The 18,373-nt window shown below is 62.0% G+C and carries 13 protein-coding genes; 12 read left to right on the top strand and 1 reads right to left on the bottom strand.

The annotated features are described in order from the left end of the window. Window positions 1-217: 217 nt before the first annotated feature. From WG78_RS17025 to WG78_RS17065, 9 genes are all read left to right on the top strand, one after another. Window positions 218-1,702 carry a DUF4331 domain-containing protein gene (locus WG78_RS17025; RefSeq protein ID WP_053939038.1) on the top strand — a complete coding sequence of 495 codons (1,485 nt, stop codon included), beginning with the start codon at window positions 218-220 and terminating at the stop codon, window positions 1,700-1,702. 13 nt (window positions 1,703-1,715) lie between these two features. Further along, on the top strand, window positions 1,716-1,982 hold the full coding sequence (locus WG78_RS17030) for a hypothetical protein (protein ID WP_053939039.1): 267 nt from the start codon (window positions 1,716-1,718) through the stop codon (window positions 1,980-1,982). Between the two features lie 64 nt (window positions 1,983-2,046). Then, the gene (locus WG78_RS17035; protein ID WP_053939040.1) at window positions 2,047-2,553 is read left to right on the top strand and encodes a hypothetical protein; all 507 of its coding nucleotides are present in this window, start codon (window positions 2,047-2,049) and stop codon (window positions 2,551-2,553) included. Window positions 2,554-2,570: 17 nt separating this feature from the next. Next, window positions 2,571-3,164, top strand: a complete 594-nt coding sequence (locus WG78_RS17040; RefSeq protein ID WP_053939041.1) for a HupE/UreJ family protein — start codon at window positions 2,571-2,573, stop codon at window positions 3,162-3,164. Window positions 3,165-3,166: 2 nt separating this feature from the next. Then, window positions 3,167-3,757, top strand: coding sequence for a HupE/UreJ family protein (locus WG78_RS17045; protein WP_053939042.1), 591 nt, complete (start codon window positions 3,167-3,169; stop codon window positions 3,755-3,757). Continuing rightward, window positions 3,754-4,902 carry a tetratricopeptide repeat protein gene (locus WG78_RS17050; protein ID WP_053939043.1) on the top strand — a complete coding sequence of 383 codons (1,149 nt, stop codon included), beginning with the start codon at window positions 3,754-3,756 and terminating at the stop codon, window positions 4,900-4,902. The genes WG78_RS17045 and WG78_RS17050 overlap by 4 nt, the downstream gene beginning before the upstream one ends. Beyond that, window positions 4,899-6,014 carry a HupE/UreJ family protein gene (locus WG78_RS17055; RefSeq protein WP_053939044.1) on the top strand — a complete coding sequence of 372 codons (1,116 nt, stop codon included), beginning with the start codon at window positions 4,899-4,901 and terminating at the stop codon, window positions 6,012-6,014. Before WG78_RS17050 ends, WG78_RS17055 begins: the two co-directional genes overlap by 4 nt. 221 nt (window positions 6,015-6,235) lie before the next feature. Next, window positions 6,236-8,566: an extracellular solute-binding protein gene (locus WG78_RS17060; protein WP_053939045.1), complete on the top strand. Its 2,331-nt coding sequence runs from the start codon at window positions 6,236-6,238 to the stop codon at window positions 8,564-8,566. Between the two features lie 149 nt (window positions 8,567-8,715). Beyond that, a complete protein-coding gene (locus tag WG78_RS17065; protein WP_053939046.1) occupies window positions 8,716-8,961 on the top strand; it encodes a hypothetical protein in 246 nt (81 codons plus the stop codon). On the opposite strand, the gene WG78_RS17070 is transcribed toward WG78_RS17065, so the two are convergent. Continuing rightward, window positions 8,931-9,806: a GNAT family N-acetyltransferase gene (locus tag WG78_RS17070; RefSeq protein ID WP_053939047.1), complete on the bottom strand. Its 876-nt coding sequence runs from the start codon at window positions 9,804-9,806 to the stop codon at window positions 8,931-8,933. The two genes, WG78_RS17065 and WG78_RS17070, sit on opposite strands and share 31 nt — an antisense overlap. A 343-nt stretch (window positions 9,807-10,149) precedes the next feature. Here WG78_RS17070 and WG78_RS17075 point away from each other — a divergent pair, with 343 nt between their 5' ends. The 3 genes from WG78_RS17075 to WG78_RS17085 all read left to right on the top strand — a co-directional run. Beyond that, window positions 10,150-13,137, top strand: a complete 2,988-nt coding sequence (locus tag WG78_RS17075) for a hybrid sensor histidine kinase/response regulator (protein WP_053939048.1) — start codon at window positions 10,150-10,152, stop codon at window positions 13,135-13,137. A 58-nt stretch (window positions 13,138-13,195) separates the two neighbouring features. Further along, window positions 13,196-14,353, top strand: a complete 1,158-nt coding sequence (locus WG78_RS17080; RefSeq protein WP_053939049.1) for a hypothetical protein — start codon at window positions 13,196-13,198, stop codon at window positions 14,351-14,353. 380 nt (window positions 14,354-14,733) lie between these two features. Then, window positions 14,734-18,373, top strand: a 3,640-nt coding sequence (locus tag WG78_RS17085; RefSeq protein WP_053939050.1) for a beta strand repeat-containing protein, incomplete at its 3' end; no start/stop codon positions are given.

Raw genomic sequence — 18,373 nt, forward strand, 5'->3', positions numbered from 1 at the left:
CGACAGCGCGCCGCATTACCCAACATGTAGTGCGCATCAGCCAGTTTCATAAATAAAAACATCAATTAATCAACGGATTATCTATTTGTATTGGTATGCGGTTACGGCCACCGCATCCGTTCCTGTACCCGGTTCGTAAATATTCACAGTGGCAAGGTAACGCGATTCTTACAGCAAGCGCGAGCCACCGTCTTTTATCTACGAACTGGAGAGCACGATGAGCAAAGTTGCACGGGCGGGCCTGCCGATAGCCGCCACCTTGTTGATGATCGCTGCGGGCGCGCAAGCGTCCAGTCACCGCGAATCACCCTTTCTCACGCAAAACCCCAAAGTCGATGCCAGTGATTTCTACATGTTTCGCAGTTACGAAACCGGTCGTTCCAGTTTTGTCACGCTGATCGCCAATTACCAGCCGCTGCAGGACGGCCCGGGTGGCCCCAACTTTTATCTGATGGACCCGAATGCGCTGTACGAAATCCACGTCGATAACGTGGGCGACGCGCACGAACATCTCACATTCCAGTTCCGCTTCAGCAACAACCTGCAAGATCTGACCGTGCCCGTGGGCGGCAAGAATGTCTCAGTGCCTCTCACCAACACCGGCGCCATCAACGCGCCCAAAGCGGCCACGCTGAATGTGCAAGAGAGCTTTACGTTGACGCTGGTGACGGGTGATCGTCGCACCGGCACGGCCACTGCAATTACCAATGCGGCGGATGGCAGCAAAACCTTTGCCAAGCCCGTCGACAATATCGGTAACAAATCGCTGCCCAATTACGCAGCGTATGCGGCCCAGCATGTCTACAACATCAACATTCCCGGTTGCAGCACCGCCGGCAAAGTGTTTGTCGGCCAACGCAAAGACCCGTTTGTGGTTAACCTGGGCGGCACCTTCGATCTGGTAAATATCGCCGCGCCGGCCACCGCGTTTGATCCGCAAGCGGAAAACAAAGGCCTGGATTCGCTGGCGCAAAAAAACGTTACTGCGCTGGAACTGGAAGTGCCATCCGCTTGCCTGGTCGGCAGTGGCGGCCCGGTGATTGGCGCATGGACCACCGCCAGCCTGCGTCAGGCGCGTCTGCTTAACCCGGCCCCGGGCAGCAATCTGGGCCAGGCCAGCAAGGAAGGCGGCGCGTGGTCGCAAGTGTCGCGCCTCGGCATGCCGCTGGTTAACGAACTGGTCATCGGCCTGAAGGACAAGGACAAGTTCAATACCAGCAAGCCGTCGGACGATGCGCAATTCCTCGCATATGTCACCAACCCCACGTTGCCGGCGCTGTTGCAGATCCTGTTTGGCAACAACGCGGTCGCCCCGACCAATATTCCGCGTAACGATCTGGTGGCGGCATTTTTGACCGGTGTAACGGGCGTGAACCAACTGGTCACGGTGACGCCTTCCGAAATGCTGCGGCTTAACACCAGCATCGCGGTCACCGCGCCGGCCAGCCAGAGCCGTCTGGGTGTGATTGCGGGCGATAACGCAGGCTTCCCCAACGGTCGCCGCCCTGGCGATGACGTGGTTGATATCGCGCTGCGTGTAGTGGAAGGGCGCCTGTGCACGCTGAATATCGGCTGCGCACCGGGCGACGCCCCGTCGGGCGCCACCGACTTTACCGATGGCGCATATCTGGACGCCACCTTCTTTGATAACGCCTTCCCGTACCTGAAGACCCCGGTGCCCGGCGCTAACGTTGCGCAATAAGCGGAGGCAGATCATGGATAAACGTATCGGGCTAGTCGCACTGGCGACCACCGTCTTGCTGGCACTGGCCGCGTGCGGCAGCGGCAACGACGGTGGCCCAGTGACGGGCACGCCAACCCCAACGCCGACGGCAACACCCACGCCGGCCCCCGTCGCGGACGCCTTTACCCAGCAAGTGCAGCAAGTGCTGGCGACGACGTCGGAGACCACCACGCCGGTGCCGATCGATGGCATCACGGCAACGTCCAGCGAAACCACCTCGCCGGTGGCCGTGCAATAGCAGCAACCGCCCCGGGCGCGACCGCACTACGCCGCGCCTGGGGCACTTTTGGGGAAAACCGAACATGTCGATCTTGTTGAAAGCCACACCCGTGCTGGCCTTTGCCGCAGCGCTGGGCGCCAGCCTGGCCCACGCCGCACCCGCCGCCAGGGCAGGTGACACCGAATATGCGCAGAACATGGGCCGCGTTTATCAAGGCATCCGCGAAGCGCAAGCCGAGCGCGATGTCTGCAACGCGTTGTACCCAGCCACCGCCAGCGCCAATAACAAGGCGTGGTCGCAATGGCAAAGCAACAACAAAGCATTGGTGGATGAATACACGCGCCGCTACGACGCGTATCTGCATCAACTGGCGGGCCCGAAGAAAGAAAAATATCGCCAGTACAAAGTGATTCAGGATGGCAAATACGCCGAGGCCGCCACCGCGCGCAAAGCCGCGCTGCAACGCGCGGGCGAGCAAGGCAAAGCCAGCTGCGTCAACTATCCCACCGCGCTCAACAGTACGCTGGACCCGGCGCGCCGCTTTAGCCGCGAAATTGCCGCCAGCCGCCGCAGCGCGCCCAAAGCCTGAGTCCGGAGACATCCCCCATGCGCACCGTTCAAAAGTGGCTACTGGCCACGTTGCTGTTAATGCCCACGCTGGCGATGGCCCATGTGGGCCAGGGCGATATGTCAGGCGGGCTCAAGACCGGCTTTCTACACCCCATTTCCGGGCTCGACCATGTGCTGGCGATGGTGGCGGTCGGTTTATGGGGCGCGCAACTGGGACGTCCGGCCATCTGGGTGCTGCCGGTGACTTTTCCGCTGGTGATGTGTATCGGTGGCGTGATCGGCGTGCTGGGCATTTATTTGCCGGGCATTGAAATCGGCATCGCGCTGTCGGCGCTGATTCTGGGCGCGATGATCGTGCTGGCCGCGCGGCCGCCGCTGCCGGTGGCGGGCGTCATCGTCGCGCTGTTTGCCATCTGCCATGGCTACGCGCATGGCGCGGAACTGCCGCAATCGGCCAATCCATTAACCTTTGCCATCGGCTTTGTCTGCGCCACCGGCTTGCTGCACGCGTGCGGCATCGCGCTGGGTGCGCTGTACCAATGGCAGGGCGGCCGGGCGCTGGTGCGCGCGGGCGGCGGCGGTATTGCGCTGGGTGGCTTGTATTTTCTGACTCTGGCCATTCGGGGATAACCATGCGCCGCCGTTTGCTGATCGCATTGTTGTTATGCCCGGGCCTGGCGCAGGCACATGCTGCGTTTGTGGGTGCGGGCGATTTTTATGCAGGCGCATTGCACCCGCTGACCTCGCCCGAGCATCTCTTGCTGCTGCTGGTTTTCGGTCTGTTGCTGGGCCAGCAGGGCCGCGCCAGTCTCGGGCTGGCCTGGTTTGCGTTATCGGCTTTGGCGGGCGCATTGCTGGCGGATCGAGTGGGCGTTGACGCGGGCAGCGGCGTGCTGCTGCTTGCCTTGCTGGGCGGTGCGGCGCTGGCGGTGGCCAGACCGCTGCCGCGTCTGGCGCTCTGGGCTTTGGTCGTCGCGGCGGGCGCGTTGTATGGCCTGGCCAACGGCGCGGCGCGTGAAGGGCAGATGGCGCTGTATCCGTTTACCGCAGGCGTGGTGCTGGTGGCGTTTCTGGCGCTGGCTTATCTACTGCAAGCGGCGCAGCGACTGTGGAATCTGCCCGTCAGCTGGGTAAAGGTTGGCGTGCGCGTATTGGGTAGCTGGACCGTCGCCATCGGCCTGATGGTGTTGGCATTGGCCGCACGCGGCAAGGTGGTGTTATGACTCCGATCATCCGGTTTGCCGGCCACAGCCTGTTGTGCGCACTGCTGTGCAGTTGGCCCAGCGCCGCCGCACTGGCCGAAGCGTATATTCCGGCGCGCGATAATCTGGTGCTCGACATCGTGCCCGCGCGCAAAAGCAATCCGCTCGATGCGCGCATCGCCCGCCTGCAAGGCCAACTGGCGGCGCAACCGCAGGTGTTTGCCCGCGCCAGCGAACTGGCGCAAGCGCATCTGGAACGTTTTCGCCGCGATGGCGACCCGCGCGATCTGGGCCAGGCCGATGCCCTGATCACGCCGTGGCTGCAAACCCGGCCGATTGCGCCGCTGGCCTTGTTGCTGCGCGCCAGCATTCGCCAGAGCAATCACCAGTTTGATCTGGCATTGGCCGATCTGGACACCGTCATGCGCGCCAGCCCAGGCAACACCGAAGCCTTGCTGATGCGTGCCAGCATTCTGCAAGTACAGGCGCGTTATGCCGACGCCCGCGAAAGCTGCGGCGGTCTGGTCATGCAGGATGCGGTGATTGCTGGCGTGTGTCTGGCCAATGTGTTGGTGGTTAGCGGCCAGCCGCAACAGGGCGTGGCCTTGTTGCAGCGACTGGCGCCGCAAGCGCCCGATAGCCATGGCGTGAGCGCCTGGGTGTGGGCCAGTCTGGGCGAGGCCGCCAGTTGGCGCGGCAACACGCAACTGGCTGAACAAGCCTTGCGCGCCGGGCGCAAAGTCAGCCCCGACGATGCTTATCTCAAAACTGCGTGGGCCGACTATTTGTTAAGCCAGCACCGCGGCGCGGAAGTGCAAAAACTGCTGGCCGATGACACGCGTAACGACAATCTGTTGCTGCGCCTGGCCATGGCCGAACAACAGACGCGCGACGATGCCCTGGCCGGCCATATCGCCGATCTGAATGCGCGCTTTGCCGCAGCCGCCGCGCGCGGCGATCGCGTTCATCTGCGCGAGGAAGCCATGTTTCGCCTCTATCTATTAAAGCAACCCGAAGCCGCGCTAAAACTGGCGCAAGCCAACTGGCAAGTGCAAAAAGAAACCGCCGATGCGCGCATTCTGCTGGCGAGCGCGCGTGCGGCGCGGCAACCGGCCGCCGCCAGCCCGGCATTGCAGTGGTTTAAACAAGCGGGGCTGCCGGCATGATGCGACTGTGTCTGTTATTGATCGCCCTGTGCTGCAGCGCCGTGGCCAGCGCGCATAAACCCAGCGATAGCTATCTGACGTTGGTGGTGGACGGCACGCAATTGCATGGCCGTTGGGATATCGCGCTGCGCGATCTGGATGTGCCCTTGGTGTTGGACGCCGATGGCGACGGCAAGCTTACCTGGGGCGAAGTGCGGCCGCGCAGCGCCGATATCAGCGCCTATGCCTTTAGCCATTTGCGTCTGCAGCACGGCGACTGCCCGCTGAAACCGCAAGGCATGCAGATCGACCATCACAGCGATGGCGCGTATGCCGTGCTGCGCTTTGATGCCCAATGCGCCGCCGCCCCCAAACAACTGAGCATTGATTACCACCTGTTTGCCGAGCTGGACACGCTGCATAAAGGCCTGGTGCAAGTGATCGACGAAGGCGCCATCGCCACCGCCATCCTCGGCGTCGGTCATCCCGAGGAAACGCTCGATATCCATGGCAAACCGGCGTGGGCAATTGCCTCGGATTTTATTGCGGCGGGCTTTACCCATATCTGGCTGGGTTTTGATCACGCTTTGTTCTTGCTGGCCTTGTTATTGCCTGCCGCGTACAAGGCGCAGAGCAGGCGCTGGCAGGCGGTGGCCTCACTGCGGCCGGTGGCGCTGGAGCTGTTGCGCATCGTCACCGCGTTTACCGCCGCGCACGCCATCACGCTAACGCTGGCCAGCTTGCGCTGGGTGAGTGTGCCCTCGGCCCTGGTCGAAACCGGTATTGCCGTCACCATCTTGCTGGCGGCGCTGAATAACCTGTATCCGCTGGTACAACAACGCTTGTGGTTGTTGGCGTTTGGCTTTGGGTTGATCCACGGCTTTGGCTTTGCTGGCGTGCTGGCCGATATGGCTTTGCCGCGCTGGCATATGGTGATTGCGTTGGGCGCATTCAATCTGGGCGTGGAAGCCGGGCAGGCGGCGCTGGTGTTGTTGCTGTTGCCAGTGTTGTATTTATATCGGCACGAAGTCTGGTTCAAACGTGTAGTGCTGTACGGCGGTTCGTTGGTAGTGGCGTTGTTTGCCTGCGGCTGGGCATGGCAACGCGCGGCGCAAATCGGGGCTATAACGTAGTATTTTTCGCAAATATCAGCACTCCACTTACGGGGTGCTTTTGCTTGTGAAAAGCAAATTTTCGTTACTGCTCGGTGCCTACTACATGTTGACGCGACGTTTTGTAAGTCTAAGGGTTTCTACTGATAAAAAGGATGGCGCATAGCGCGGATTCTCGATAAGGTAATTTTAATATTCGAGGTTCTCAGGCCCGGTACAGGGCCGCCGCTAGAGGAAGTGAGATGTCTATCCGCAATCAGATCATTCTGTTAGCCACACTGGTTAACGTCATCATCGCCGCGTTGGCCTGGGTGCTGATCAGCAGCACCGGTGCCGGCAGTGGCGCCACCGCGCTGATTGTCATCGTCGCCCTGATCGTCGCCAGCGGCGTTATCGCCGCGGGCCTGGGCGTGGTGCTTAAACCGCTGTTTCGCATGCGTGCCGAATTTGCGCGCCTGGCCGCCAGCGGCGGCGATCTGAATGTGCGACTGGACGGCGGCAGCAGCGCCGAGTTGTCCGAAATCGCCAGCGCCTTCAATGCCTTTAGCGCCTCGCTGCAAACCACGTTCCGCGAAGTACAGCGCGACATGGAAACGCTAAGCCTGGGTCTGAAAGAACTGGGCGTGGTGACCACCCAGTTGGTCAAGGACGCGCACACGCAGAGTGATTTCTCGGCCGCATCGGCCGCAGCGGTGGAAGAAATTACCGTCAGCATCAACCACATTGCCGATAACGCGCGCGATGTGGATGACGCCGTCACCAGCACGCAAACCTTGTCCGAGGCCAGCGCCGAATCGGTGCTGCGCGTTTCGGATGAAGTGTCGCAAATGGCCAAGTCGATGACTGAACTCGGCACGACCATGGATGCGCTGGAACGCAATTCGCAAAAAATCGGCAGCATCGTCACCGTAATTAAAGACGTGGCGGGCCAGACCAATTTGTTGGCGCTGAACGCCGCCATCGAAGCCGCCCGCGCCGGTGAACAAGGCCGTGGCTTTGCTGTGGTGGCCGATGAAGTGCGCAAACTGGCCGAGCGCACCGCCAAGGCCACCGTTGAAATCTCGCAACTGATTGATTCGGTGGCATTGGAAACCCGCAACGCTGTCAGCACCATGGGCGCCACCAGCAGTCAGGTGTTGGGCAGCGTAGAGAAAGCCGATGCCGCCCGCGCCAGCATGCTGGAAATCAGCGGCCGCATGCAGAACATGGTGCAGATTGTGCGCGGCATTGCCGACGCCACCATGGAACAAACCTCGGCCAGCACCACCATGGCGCGCACGTCCGAGCAAATCAATGTGATGAGCCAGGCGTCCGATTCGGCGCTGCAGCAATCGCGCCGCGCACTGGAAAGTCTGGAAAAACGCGCGGGCGAACTGATGCGCCAGGTCGGTCGTTTCCGCCTCGAAGATATCGAAGTGCTGCATGGCTGGTTTGCCTCCAGCGGCGCGCGTGCGGTGGCCGAAATCAAGATGCGGCTTAACCAGCAAGGCCACCACTGGGCCGATATGCACAGCGGTAAAGACGTGCCGGGCATGCTGAAAAAGCGCATCGAAGAAGGCAAATTGCCAACCGCGGCCGCATTTGGTGGCGTCAAGGTACAAAACTGGGTAGGCAAGGGCGTGTTGGCCAATCTGGACCCGGTGGCGCAAGAACAAGGCTGGAGCCGCATCCTGCCCGCCGTGCTGGATCGCATGATGCAGGCCGAAAACCATTACGTGGCGGTGCCGCTGGGTGTGGCGCGCGTTAACGTGTTGTGGGTTAACGCCAATTTGCTCAAGCGCGTGGGCGTAACGCGCGCGCCGGCCACCTGGGACGAATTCTTTAGCGTGTGCGACAAGCTGGTGTCGGCGGGCATTACCCCGCTGGCGCATTCCGAAGTGAAATGGCAAGTGGCCACCTTGTTTGAAGCGGTGGTGCTGGGCCTGTGCGGCGCGGAATTCTATCTGTCGGCGTTTAGCCGGCTGGACGCCAATGCCTTGGGCGGCAGCCAGATGGCGCATGCGCTGGAAACCTTCCGCCGCCTTAAACGCTATTGCACGCCGGACCCGGTAGGCCGCGAGTGGAACCTGGCCACCGCCGACGTCATCAACGGCCGCGCCGCCATGCAATTGATGGGCGACTGGGTGAAGGGCGAGCTGGACGAAGCGGGCAAGCAACCGGGCGTGGATTACATGTTCTGGGCCGCCCCGACGCTGAATGGCGAATACAGCTTTGCCGCCGATACGCTGACCATGTTCCGCCAGGACGACGCAACACGAAATCAGGCGCAGATGGACTTTGCGCGTCTGCTGATGAGCCATGAAGGCCAGTTGGCGTACAACAAGCACAAAGGCAGCATCCCGGCGCGCACCGATGTCGACGTCAACAAACTGGATGCCTATGGTCGCGATTCGGCCAAGGACTTTAACAATGCCGCCAGCCGCAACACGTTGGTGCCGTCGTGGGCGCACAACATGGCGGTGCAGGATGACCAGAAAAAAGCACTGATCGAAGCCGTGGGCGAGTTCTGGGCTAACGATGCGATGTCGGGCGCGGATGGCGCGAGACGTCTGGCAGGGGCTATCCGCCGCTAAGCAAGGGCAGGATCGGTAGGTTAAAAGCGCCTGTGACCGTTGGTCACGGGCGTTTATCGTTTTATCAGGCCAGATTCGGAATTGTCCCAGCCCGGCCGGCGCGGGCGTTTTTTACCCTACGTCACTTCGTTTGTGTCCGGAGTGACGCCATGCCCATCCGCTTGTTTAACCCGATCCGCAGCCGCGACGCGCAAGCAGGCTGGCCGCGCTTGCCCAGCCAGGATCCGCCCTGTGCCAGCGCGTCGATGCTGGTTATCGCCATCGTCTCGGCCGCACTGGCGTTTATGCTGACCGGGCCCGACCCGGATACCGAAGCGCGCAGCAATGGCCAGACCGCCAGCGCCGCCGCCTGCCAGAATCCGCCTCAGCCCGCGACCGTTAACGTCAGCAAATAAGCGGTCGCGCGCGGTTTGTTTTCGACAAAGCCCGCGCGTAGATGGAAGCGTTCCGACACAAAATTGGTATTGGCCACGACGGTGGTCATTTGCGCAATCTGCCGCAGCGCCAACCGCGATTGCGCCCACTGATACAGGGCGTCCGCTACCCCTTGCCGCCGCCAATGCGGCTCGATGCCAATCGCATCTACCGTGCCATCACTTTGCAACAAGCAAAACGCCGCCAGCTCGCCATCCTGATCCGCCAGCACGCTGCTGGCGTCCTGATCCAGTTCCAGCCAGTCCGCACGCATCGATTCGGCGCTTTGCATCGCGGCATGCGGCACGTCGCGGAAGGTGTGGTTGTGCAGTCGCGCCAGCATGCTCCAGTCTATGGCTGCGGTCTCAACCCGGCGCAACCCCAGCGCGGCGAAGTCGGGCGCGGCGCACGCCACCACGGGCCGTGCCAGACTAATCCACTGCAGTGACGGGATAAAACCAATGCGTTCCAGCGCCGCCATCTTGGCTTCCTCGCCGGGCGCTGCGCCAACGCGGATACGCTGCGCGCCCAGTTCACGCGCGTACTGCACGGTGTCATGCAGCAAGGTGGCGGCCGCCAATTCATCCGCCGCCACCATCGGCGAGATAAAAAAATCACCTTGCGTGGCCACCACGCTTTCCACCCAACCCAGGCAGCCCACCGGCACGCGATCGCGCCACACGATGCGCACATTGCGGCCACGCTGCCGGATCGGATTAAAGAACTCGATGCGCAGATCGGCCACCGGCCACGGCGCTTGCTGACTGGCGCGGAGCTGTTGCAATGCGGGCAGGGCGGCTTCGTCAAGGCCAGTGATTTGCAGCATGCGGGGGTCCTTGCAGAACGGGGTGGGGCACAAAACGCCAGGTGTTATGCCAGTATGGCGTAAGACATCGTTAATAACAGTACTAAGGATGTTCCGATATAGGCTATGTTGAAACACTGGAAAGCATCAATCACGCAAGCGGCAAACCAATGCTGTGGCGGATTGGTGCCAGAGCGGCAGCATCAGTTTCTTCTGATGCTGAAATCGGGCACGATGTGCCGAGACCCGTGCGTGCGAAGAGGTCGACAAGACTTTGCTGACGCCATCTCATCACCCTTGAACAAGCGAATGCTGGCAGGCGACTTTTTATGGCGTTATTGATTGGTATGGCTGGAGCGCGGTAGTGGAATCAGCCGTATCCCAACAATTTCTGGCGACGGGCCGCGCGCATTATCAAGCGGTGTCGTTGCGGCAGGTTCTGGCCGAAGCGGGCCGCCGCTCCAATATGCTGTTGCTGGGCTTGTGGCTGCTCAGCACGCTGGTCTGTGTCGCCTTCGGCTTTGTGGTCATCCAGCAATCGTGGTCCGCCATTCCCATGCATTTTGGCGGCGTCGATATCTTCTTTTCGCTGTATCCGCCGGTGGTGATCTGCGGCTTGTGGGTGCTGTGGTTTGGCTATTGGTGGGGCGCGATACCGGCCTGGCTGGCCACCTTCTGTTTATCGGTCTATTCCGGCATGCCTTTGCTGTGGGCGGCGCTGTTTGCGCTGTCCAACCCCTTGGGGCTGGCGGTCTGGTCGTTGTCTTATCGCGCCTTGCCGGTGTCGTACGACATGCGCTCCATCAACGACTGGGTGTTTTTTATGGTGCTGGCGTTCTTTAACGCCGTCTTCAGCGCCAGTGGTTCGTTTGTCTGGACTTATACCAACGCGCTGGGCGTGCACGAAGCGTTTGCCATCTGGCAGGGCTGGTGGGTCGGCAACTTTATCCAGATTTCGGTGATTGGCGGCGCGCTGATGTTCTTGCTCGCCGCGCCCGTGGCGGCGTGGCGCAATCGCTGGTTTACCCCACCCGGCGTTAACGCGCAGCCGGTGGGCAAGACGCTGCTGCTGGCAGCGCTGACCATCATTTGCGGCGTTTATCTGTTTTTGTCCGTGTCGTTCTATCTAAGCCACAGCGCCGCCGACGCCATCAGTGGTGGTGGTGATGCCGATGCCTGGCGGCGCGCCGCCCGCTTGATGGAAGCCTCGGCCTCGGCCGTGTACTGGGTATTGGCCATCATGTTTTTTGCGATGGCCTTCCTTGGTTATCGTTTTGTGATTGCCTGGTTGCATGCGCTGCAACAAGCGGTATGGGATGCCGAAGAAGCAGCGCGCGCCAAATCCGCATTTCTGGCGCGCATGAGCCACGAAATCCGCACGCCGATGAACGCCATCGTGGGCATGACCGGGCTGGCGTTGCAAACCCCGCTGACGGCCAAGCAACGCGACTATCTGGACAAGATCAATCTGTCGGCCGATGTGCTGCTGGACCTGATCAACGACATCCTTGATTTCAGCCGCGGCGAAGCCGGCAAACTGCGCATCGAAAACGTCGAGTTCCGCCTCGACGAGCTGATGGGCAATCTGGCCAATGTGGTGATGGTGCGCGCGGCGGGCAAACAGCTGGAACTGGTGATTGATCTGGCGGCCGATGTGCCGATGCTGTTGCAAGGCGACCCGCTGCGGCTAAACCAGGTGTTGCTGAATCTGGCCAATAACGCCATCAAGTTTACCGAGTCAGGCGAAGTGGCGATCCGCGTGCGCGTCAGCCATGACAGCCCCAATCACCCGCAGGTGTTGTTTCGCGTGGAAGACACCGGCATCGGCATCGATCCGGCGCATGTGGGCGCGTTGTTCCAGGCGTTTACTCAGGCGGATGAATCCATTACGCGCCGCTACGGCGGCAGTGGTCTGGGCCTGGCCATTTGCCAGCAACTGATCGACGCCATGGGCGGGCGCATCTGGGTGGACAGCCAGCCGGGCCAGGGCAGCGTGTTTTCGTTCTGCGTGCCGCTGCAAGGGCCCGCGCCGCAATTGCCAGTGCAAGTGCCCGGCAACGGCATGCGCGTGCTGGTGGTGGACGACAACGCCTCGGCCGCCGAGGTATTGCTGCGTTTGTTGCGCCGCCAGGGATTTGCGGTGGAAGTGGCTGCCAGCGCGGCCAGCGCCAATGCCGAATTACGCGTAGCCGCCAATGTATTGCGGCCCTACAGCCTGATCATGATCGACCAGAATCTGAGCGGCGTGGCGGGCACCACGCTGGCGCGGCAAATCCGCCAGGATCCGTCGCTGCCGTATATGCCCATCGTGCTGATGGCCACCACGCATGACCCCGAAGAAATGCGCATGCTCAGTCGAGAGGCCGATCTGCAGGCGTTTCTGACCAAGCCGGTGCTGGAAGCCGGCCTGTTGTCGAGCCTGGCTCAGGTGTTTAACCCCGACGGCGAAACCACGCTGCCGCCGGCGCCCGCAGCCGCCAGCCCCACCGCGCACATCCTGGCAGGCGCGCGCATCCTGCTGGTGGAAGACAACGCCATCAACCGGCAGATCGCCAAAGAATGGCTGGAGAACGTCGGTGTAGTGGTCGAAGTGGCCGAGGACGGCCGCGAGGCCATCGCCAAAATGGCGGACGGCCCGTACGAAGCGGTGCTGATGGACATCCATATGCCCGAGCTGGACGGCTTTGCCACCAGCCGCGAGATTCGCCATCTGGGGTATCGCCAGTTGCCCATCATCGCAGTGACGGCGCACGCGCTGGCCGGGGATCGTGACCGTTGTCTGGCGGCGGGCATGAATGACCATATCGCCAAGCCCTTCAAACCGCAGCAGCTATACAACGTGCTGGCGCGCTGGCTGCATCCGGAACGGCGCGTGGCGGTGGTCAACACCGTCACCGTCGCCGCAGAGACGCAACCGGCCGAGCCGTCATTAGCGGCCACGCCGTCAGTGATGCAGGATGCCGCACGCGACGCCACACCCGAGATGCATTGGCCCGCCTTACCCGGCATTGATCTGGCCCAGGCCTTTGAACAAATCGGCCTGCGCGAAGAACGCTTTCTGGCGCTGATCGAAAATTTCCGCAAAAACCACGGCGCCACGCCCGCCAAGGTGATCGAAGCCTTGCATGAAGGGCGGCTGGAAGAGGTCAAACGCACCGCGCATTCGTTGCGTTCGGTGGCGCGCTATTTGTGCGCGCATCGGCTGGCGGATGCGGCCGACCAGCTGGAGCAATCGGCTGACCGCACCGACCCGGCCGAGCATGAACATGACGTGGTCAGTTTTAATGAAGCGCTGGTTGAAGTGCTGGGGTCGCTCAGCCAGTTGCTGGCGGCGCGCGCACCGGCGACATAAGGCGCGCGGGCCAGCTGGTTTCCCCGTTTGTGCAAATCTCATAACAAGGAAAACACCGATGCAACGCTCAACATGGTCAAAACCTGCCGCACTCGCGCTCAGCGCACTGTTCCCCGCCTTGCTGGCCGCCTGCGCCGCGCCGCCCACCACGCAAGCCAGCCCGGCGTCCACTGACAATCCGGTGGTGGTCGACCTGGGCCCTACCGCGCAAGTGTCGACGCTGTTCTCGTTTCCCAACTGCGTGCAGAACTGCCCGGTGCCGCCGTGGACGCTGGAACAAACCATCGAACACTGGATGACCGCCAGCGTTACGCGTGACGGCTACAGCAATGCCAAAGTGGTGGCCACCAACCAGAACGGCGAAGAAATCCTCACCCTGAGTGGCGTGCCCGCAGATTACGGCCAATACGTCAAAACCTTTATGCAGCAATCTGCCGTGGCGGCATCGGATGTACCGGCCGTGCAAGCCGCAGGCAAGTGGCAGAGCGACTGGTCCTTCTTTGAAGTGCTGGGCATGCCGCTGCGTAATCAGAAGACAGTGCAACTGCTGCATTTCCCGCCCGATACCGTTAAAACCACCACCCAGGATTACATGCAGGCCGCCACCACGCAGCGCTGGGCCAGCCTGTTGGTGATGAATGGCGTGGCCTCGACCGCCACCGACAGCTATCAACGCATTATGGATATCGCGCCGATTGCCGCGCCAGCCAGTGCGGGCGCCAAGCTGGAAGGCGTGTACGACTATTTTGATAACGCTAGCACGGGTTTGATCCAGGCATGGACCGCACCCGCGCCGGGCACCACCGCACCGCGTGCGATGGTGGCCATGGGTGGGCCTGCCCGCGCGTGGTTGTCCAGCTATTACAAGCTGCCGCCGGTCAATGTGCTGACGCTGACCAGCATCACGCCGGCCGCGGGCCAGACGGTGCCCGTGCTGGGCGGCAACCACCCCAGCCTGATCTGGTACGCGTCCGATCCCAAAGCCTATGGTGGCGACATCAACAAAGCCAATGCCGCTGGCAAGCAAGTGATGCTGCAGGATCTGACCGTGGCATGCTGGCAAGCCAATATGGGCCAGACCCCTTCGGCAGACCCGACCGCCACGCTGAACAATTGCACGGCGCAATGGGGGAACCAGCAAACCCAGGCGTGCGTGGCGTTCTTTATGTCGATCCGCAACGACACCAAGGCGCAAGCCGAAGCGGCCTGCCAATAAGCGCAGGGGCGCATTCAGGTTGAGGGTGGTTCGATATTCAGGCGGCCGTGCTGTGCAAGGCAGCAAACGGCCGTTGATGCCCGGAAATCCCCAATTTGATCAGACGGGGCCAGTTTTGCGACTGGCCCCGTTTTTTACGTCCATTGCCCGCAAAACAATCGCGCTGCAGCCGTTTCGAATGTAAGTATTGCGTCCGTAATGGCCCGGCAGTTGCTGCCCGGTGTTCCGGCGATTGCGCTGGAAATCAATCGATTTGCCGCTATAAAGCAGTCAATCCGACAAAGCTTACGTGCAGTCAAAAGCAATCGTAAGTGGATCATGACTGGCGGGCCGAAAGTCGTGCTCGCACATCGACAGCGACACATCGCTCCGGGACGACCATGAAACAAACCAGCCGCCGCACGTCACGCCATACCCTGCGTCGTTTTGCATTACGCGCTATTTCGAACGCCTTGCTGGCCGCCTTCAGTGGCCATGCGCTGGCGTTGACCACCTTGCCCAGCGCCACCACCAACCAGACCGTTAACTCGGACAACGACTATCAAGTATTGGCAGGAACCACCATCGTTGTGTCAGGCAATGCCGTGGTGGTGAACGGCATTGCGCCGTTCACTTTTTCCAATGCCGGCGCGATCAGTGCTTCGGGCGGCTCTACCAGTGGCCTGTTGATCAACGCAGCCGGGACGGTTACCAATCAATCAACCGGCACGATTATTGGCGCGACGCAGGGTGTGTCGATGCAAAGCGCCAACGCCAATCTGGTCAATTATGGCGATATCTCGGCGCGCTTTTCCCACGCAGTGCTTTATGGTCCCTCCGCCACCGGGACCTTTGATAATTACGGGACGTTAAACGGCTCCAGCAGTGTCGGGGGAAGCGCCGATGCGCTATGGGACCAGTCAACCGGACTTTTCACCTTTAACAACCATGTGGGCGCATCGGCGCGGTCTGGCGCGGGCCCCAATTACGCGCCGGGGTTCCAGCAGAGCGCGGGCACCTCGATTATTCAGAACGACGGCGTTATTACGGCGTTTAACGAAGGGGTCTACCTCAGCGCGGGCATCACGCAACTGACCAACAGCGCAACGGGCAGCATCAGCTCGACTAACCGCAGCGCGGTCTCGGTGGTTAGCGGTAGCCAGATCAACAATTCCGGCACGATTTCAACATCGGGCTCCGGCAGCGCGGTCATCTTGCTGCGCGGCTCCAACAACAGCGTCACCCTGGGCAGCGGATCGATGCTGGTCAGCACATCCGGCATCAACATACTTAGCCAGGGCACGGGCAACACCCTCATGCTGACCGGCACCAACACTCAGGCGGGCAACTTCACCAGCGATACCGCAGCCAATGGTCTGACCAGTCTCATTTCGACCGCGGGCAGCAACTGGACCCTGACCGGCGATATCACGCTGGCGGGCACCGCCGTCGATAGTCTGGATGTGCAAGGTAACCTCACCTTGGGTGGCGCGGTCACCCAAACCAACGGCGGCGGCGTCACCATCGCGGGAGGGGGGATGCTCACCCTGGCCGACGGCGGATCAGGCGGCACCCTGCATGCCAGCATCGTTAATAACGGCACCATCAACTTCAACCGCAGCATCGCGCTGGGTTTGCAGACCGTGATCAATGGCAGCGGCGACCTGATCCAGTCCGGGTCCGGTACGCTGGTGTTGCTCAATCCGCAAGACTATACCGGCGCGACCACTGTGGCAGCGGGCACCATGGCGCTCAACGCGCTCAACGCGATCTCCAGCAGCAGCGGGGTGCAGGTTGCCGCGGGGGCGGCGCTGGATCTGACCAACAAGGCGCAACTCGTCAATAACCTGTCGGGCGGGGGCAGCGTGGCGCTGGGCCTGGGCACGCTCACCGACAACGTCAGCGTAAATGGCTCGTTTGATGGCGTGATTTCGGGGACGGGCGGGCTGATCAAAACCGGCAGTCGCACCTTGATTCTGACCGGCGACAACACGCTCACCGGCCAGACCAACATCCTGCAAGGCACACTGCAACTGGGGGCGGGCGGCACTTCGGGCTCGGTGGCCGGCAATATCCGCAACGGCGGCACGCTGGCAATCAATCGCAGTGACGCCTTTGTGCTGGAAGGCACGCTCACCGGCACTGGCACGCTTAACCAGAATGGCAGCGGCACCACCACGCTCACTCGCGCGGCCGGCGCCGGCGCAGTCAACGTCAATAACGGCACGCTGGTGTTTGGCCAGAGCGGCGTTTTCAGTGGGGCCAGTCTGAATGTGGCGACCGGGGGCCACGCGGTATTGGGTAGCGCGGGGCAGTTGGCGTTGAGCGACGCGCTTGATCTGCAAGGCACACTGACCGTGGGCACCAATTACACGCTGCCCTTGGTGACGGCCGATAGCGCCACGTTGGGTGCATCGTCCATCCTGGACATCAGCGGCTTTGCGGCCAGTTCGCCCGCCAAGGCCAGCGAGCTGTCGAACGACCGCATCGTGGTGCTGCAAACCACTAACGGCATCAGCGGCAACTTTGGCGTGGTCAACTTCAACGGGGCCACCGCCAATCATGATTACCTGGTGGCGCGCGGCGAGCTTTCGAGCGACAGCAAAAGCTACAGCGTCGGCACGGCATTGGCCTGGACCGCAGGTGATCCGTCCGGCTACGGCACATTTACTTTGCCGGACGCCACCGATGCGTTTGAAGTCGATGTCGCATTGGCCAACCAGTCCGCCAACGCCAATACCGGCTGGGATGGTCAGACGCTCACCAAAGGCGGTGCGGGCACGCTGACTTTATCGGTGGTCAACAGTTATACCGGAGCGACGCAGATCAACGCAGGCACGCTAACCACGGGCGTCGCCAACAGTATCGCCAGCAGCAGCGCGGTGAATGTAGCCAGTGGCGCGAGCTTTAATCTCAACGGCTTTAACCAGAGCGCGCAGGCGCTAACCGGCAGCGGCAATGTCACGCTCGGCAATGCCACGCTGAGCATCAATAACGGTGCGGCGGATGAATTTGGCGGGGTAATCAGCGGCGCGGGTGGCCTCAGCAAAGCGGGTGCCGGCACGCTATTGCTCAGCGGCAACAATACCTACAGCGGCCAGACCACGGTCAGCGCCGGCACTTTGCAGATCGGCAACGGCGGCACGTCGGGCAGCGTGGCCGGGGCGATCAACAACGCCGCGACGCTGGCCCTCAACCGCAGCGATGCCTATACGCTGGCCGGGGCGTTGTCCGGCACGGGGGTGTTCAACCAGAACGGCAGCGGCACCACCACGCTGGCGCAGGCCGGTTCGCAGGGCGCGGTCAACGTCAATGCGGGCGGGCTGACGTTCGGGCAGACCGGCGTCTTCAATGCCACCAGCCTCAATGTGGCCACCGGCGCCACCGCCACGATCGGGGGCGCGGCGGTTCTGAATGCCACCGGCGCGGTCAATATCGACGGCACGCTGGGCGTGAGCGTGTCCACCGGCGCGCCTTTGGTCACCGCCGCGACGGCCACCCTGGGCGCGAATTCGGTGCTGAATGTGGCGGGCTTTGCCGCCGACACCTCCAACAAGGCCAGCGACCTCGGCGACAGCCGCACCACCGTGCTGCAGACCACGGGTGGCATCAGCGGCGACTTTGCCAGCGTCAACCTGGGTGGTGCGTCGGCCGGGGGCGATTATCTGGTGGTGGAAGGCGCGAAGTCGACTGACAACAACAGCTACAGCGTGGGCACCACGCTGGCGTGGACCTCCAATGGCGCATCCGCCAACGGCAGTTTTACCCTGACCCAGCCCACCGATGCGTTTGAAGTCGACGTGGTGCTGGCCAACCAGGCCGCCAACCCCAACACCGGCTGGGATGGCCAGACGCTGACCAAGGCCGGGGCGGGCACGCTGACCTTGTCGGCGCTCAACAGCTACAGTGGCGCCACCGTCGTCAACGCGGGCGAGCTGCAACTGGCCATGGCCGACAGCATCCTGCAGAGCAGCGCAGTGACGGTGGCCGCTGGCGCGACGGTGGCGCTGGGCAGCAGCAACCAGACCTTCAACCGCCTGG

The sequence above is a fragment of the Amantichitinum ursilacus genome (assembly GCF_001294205.1).
Classification (GTDB): domain Bacteria; phylum Pseudomonadota; class Gammaproteobacteria; order Burkholderiales; family Chitinibacteraceae; genus Amantichitinum; species Amantichitinum ursilacus.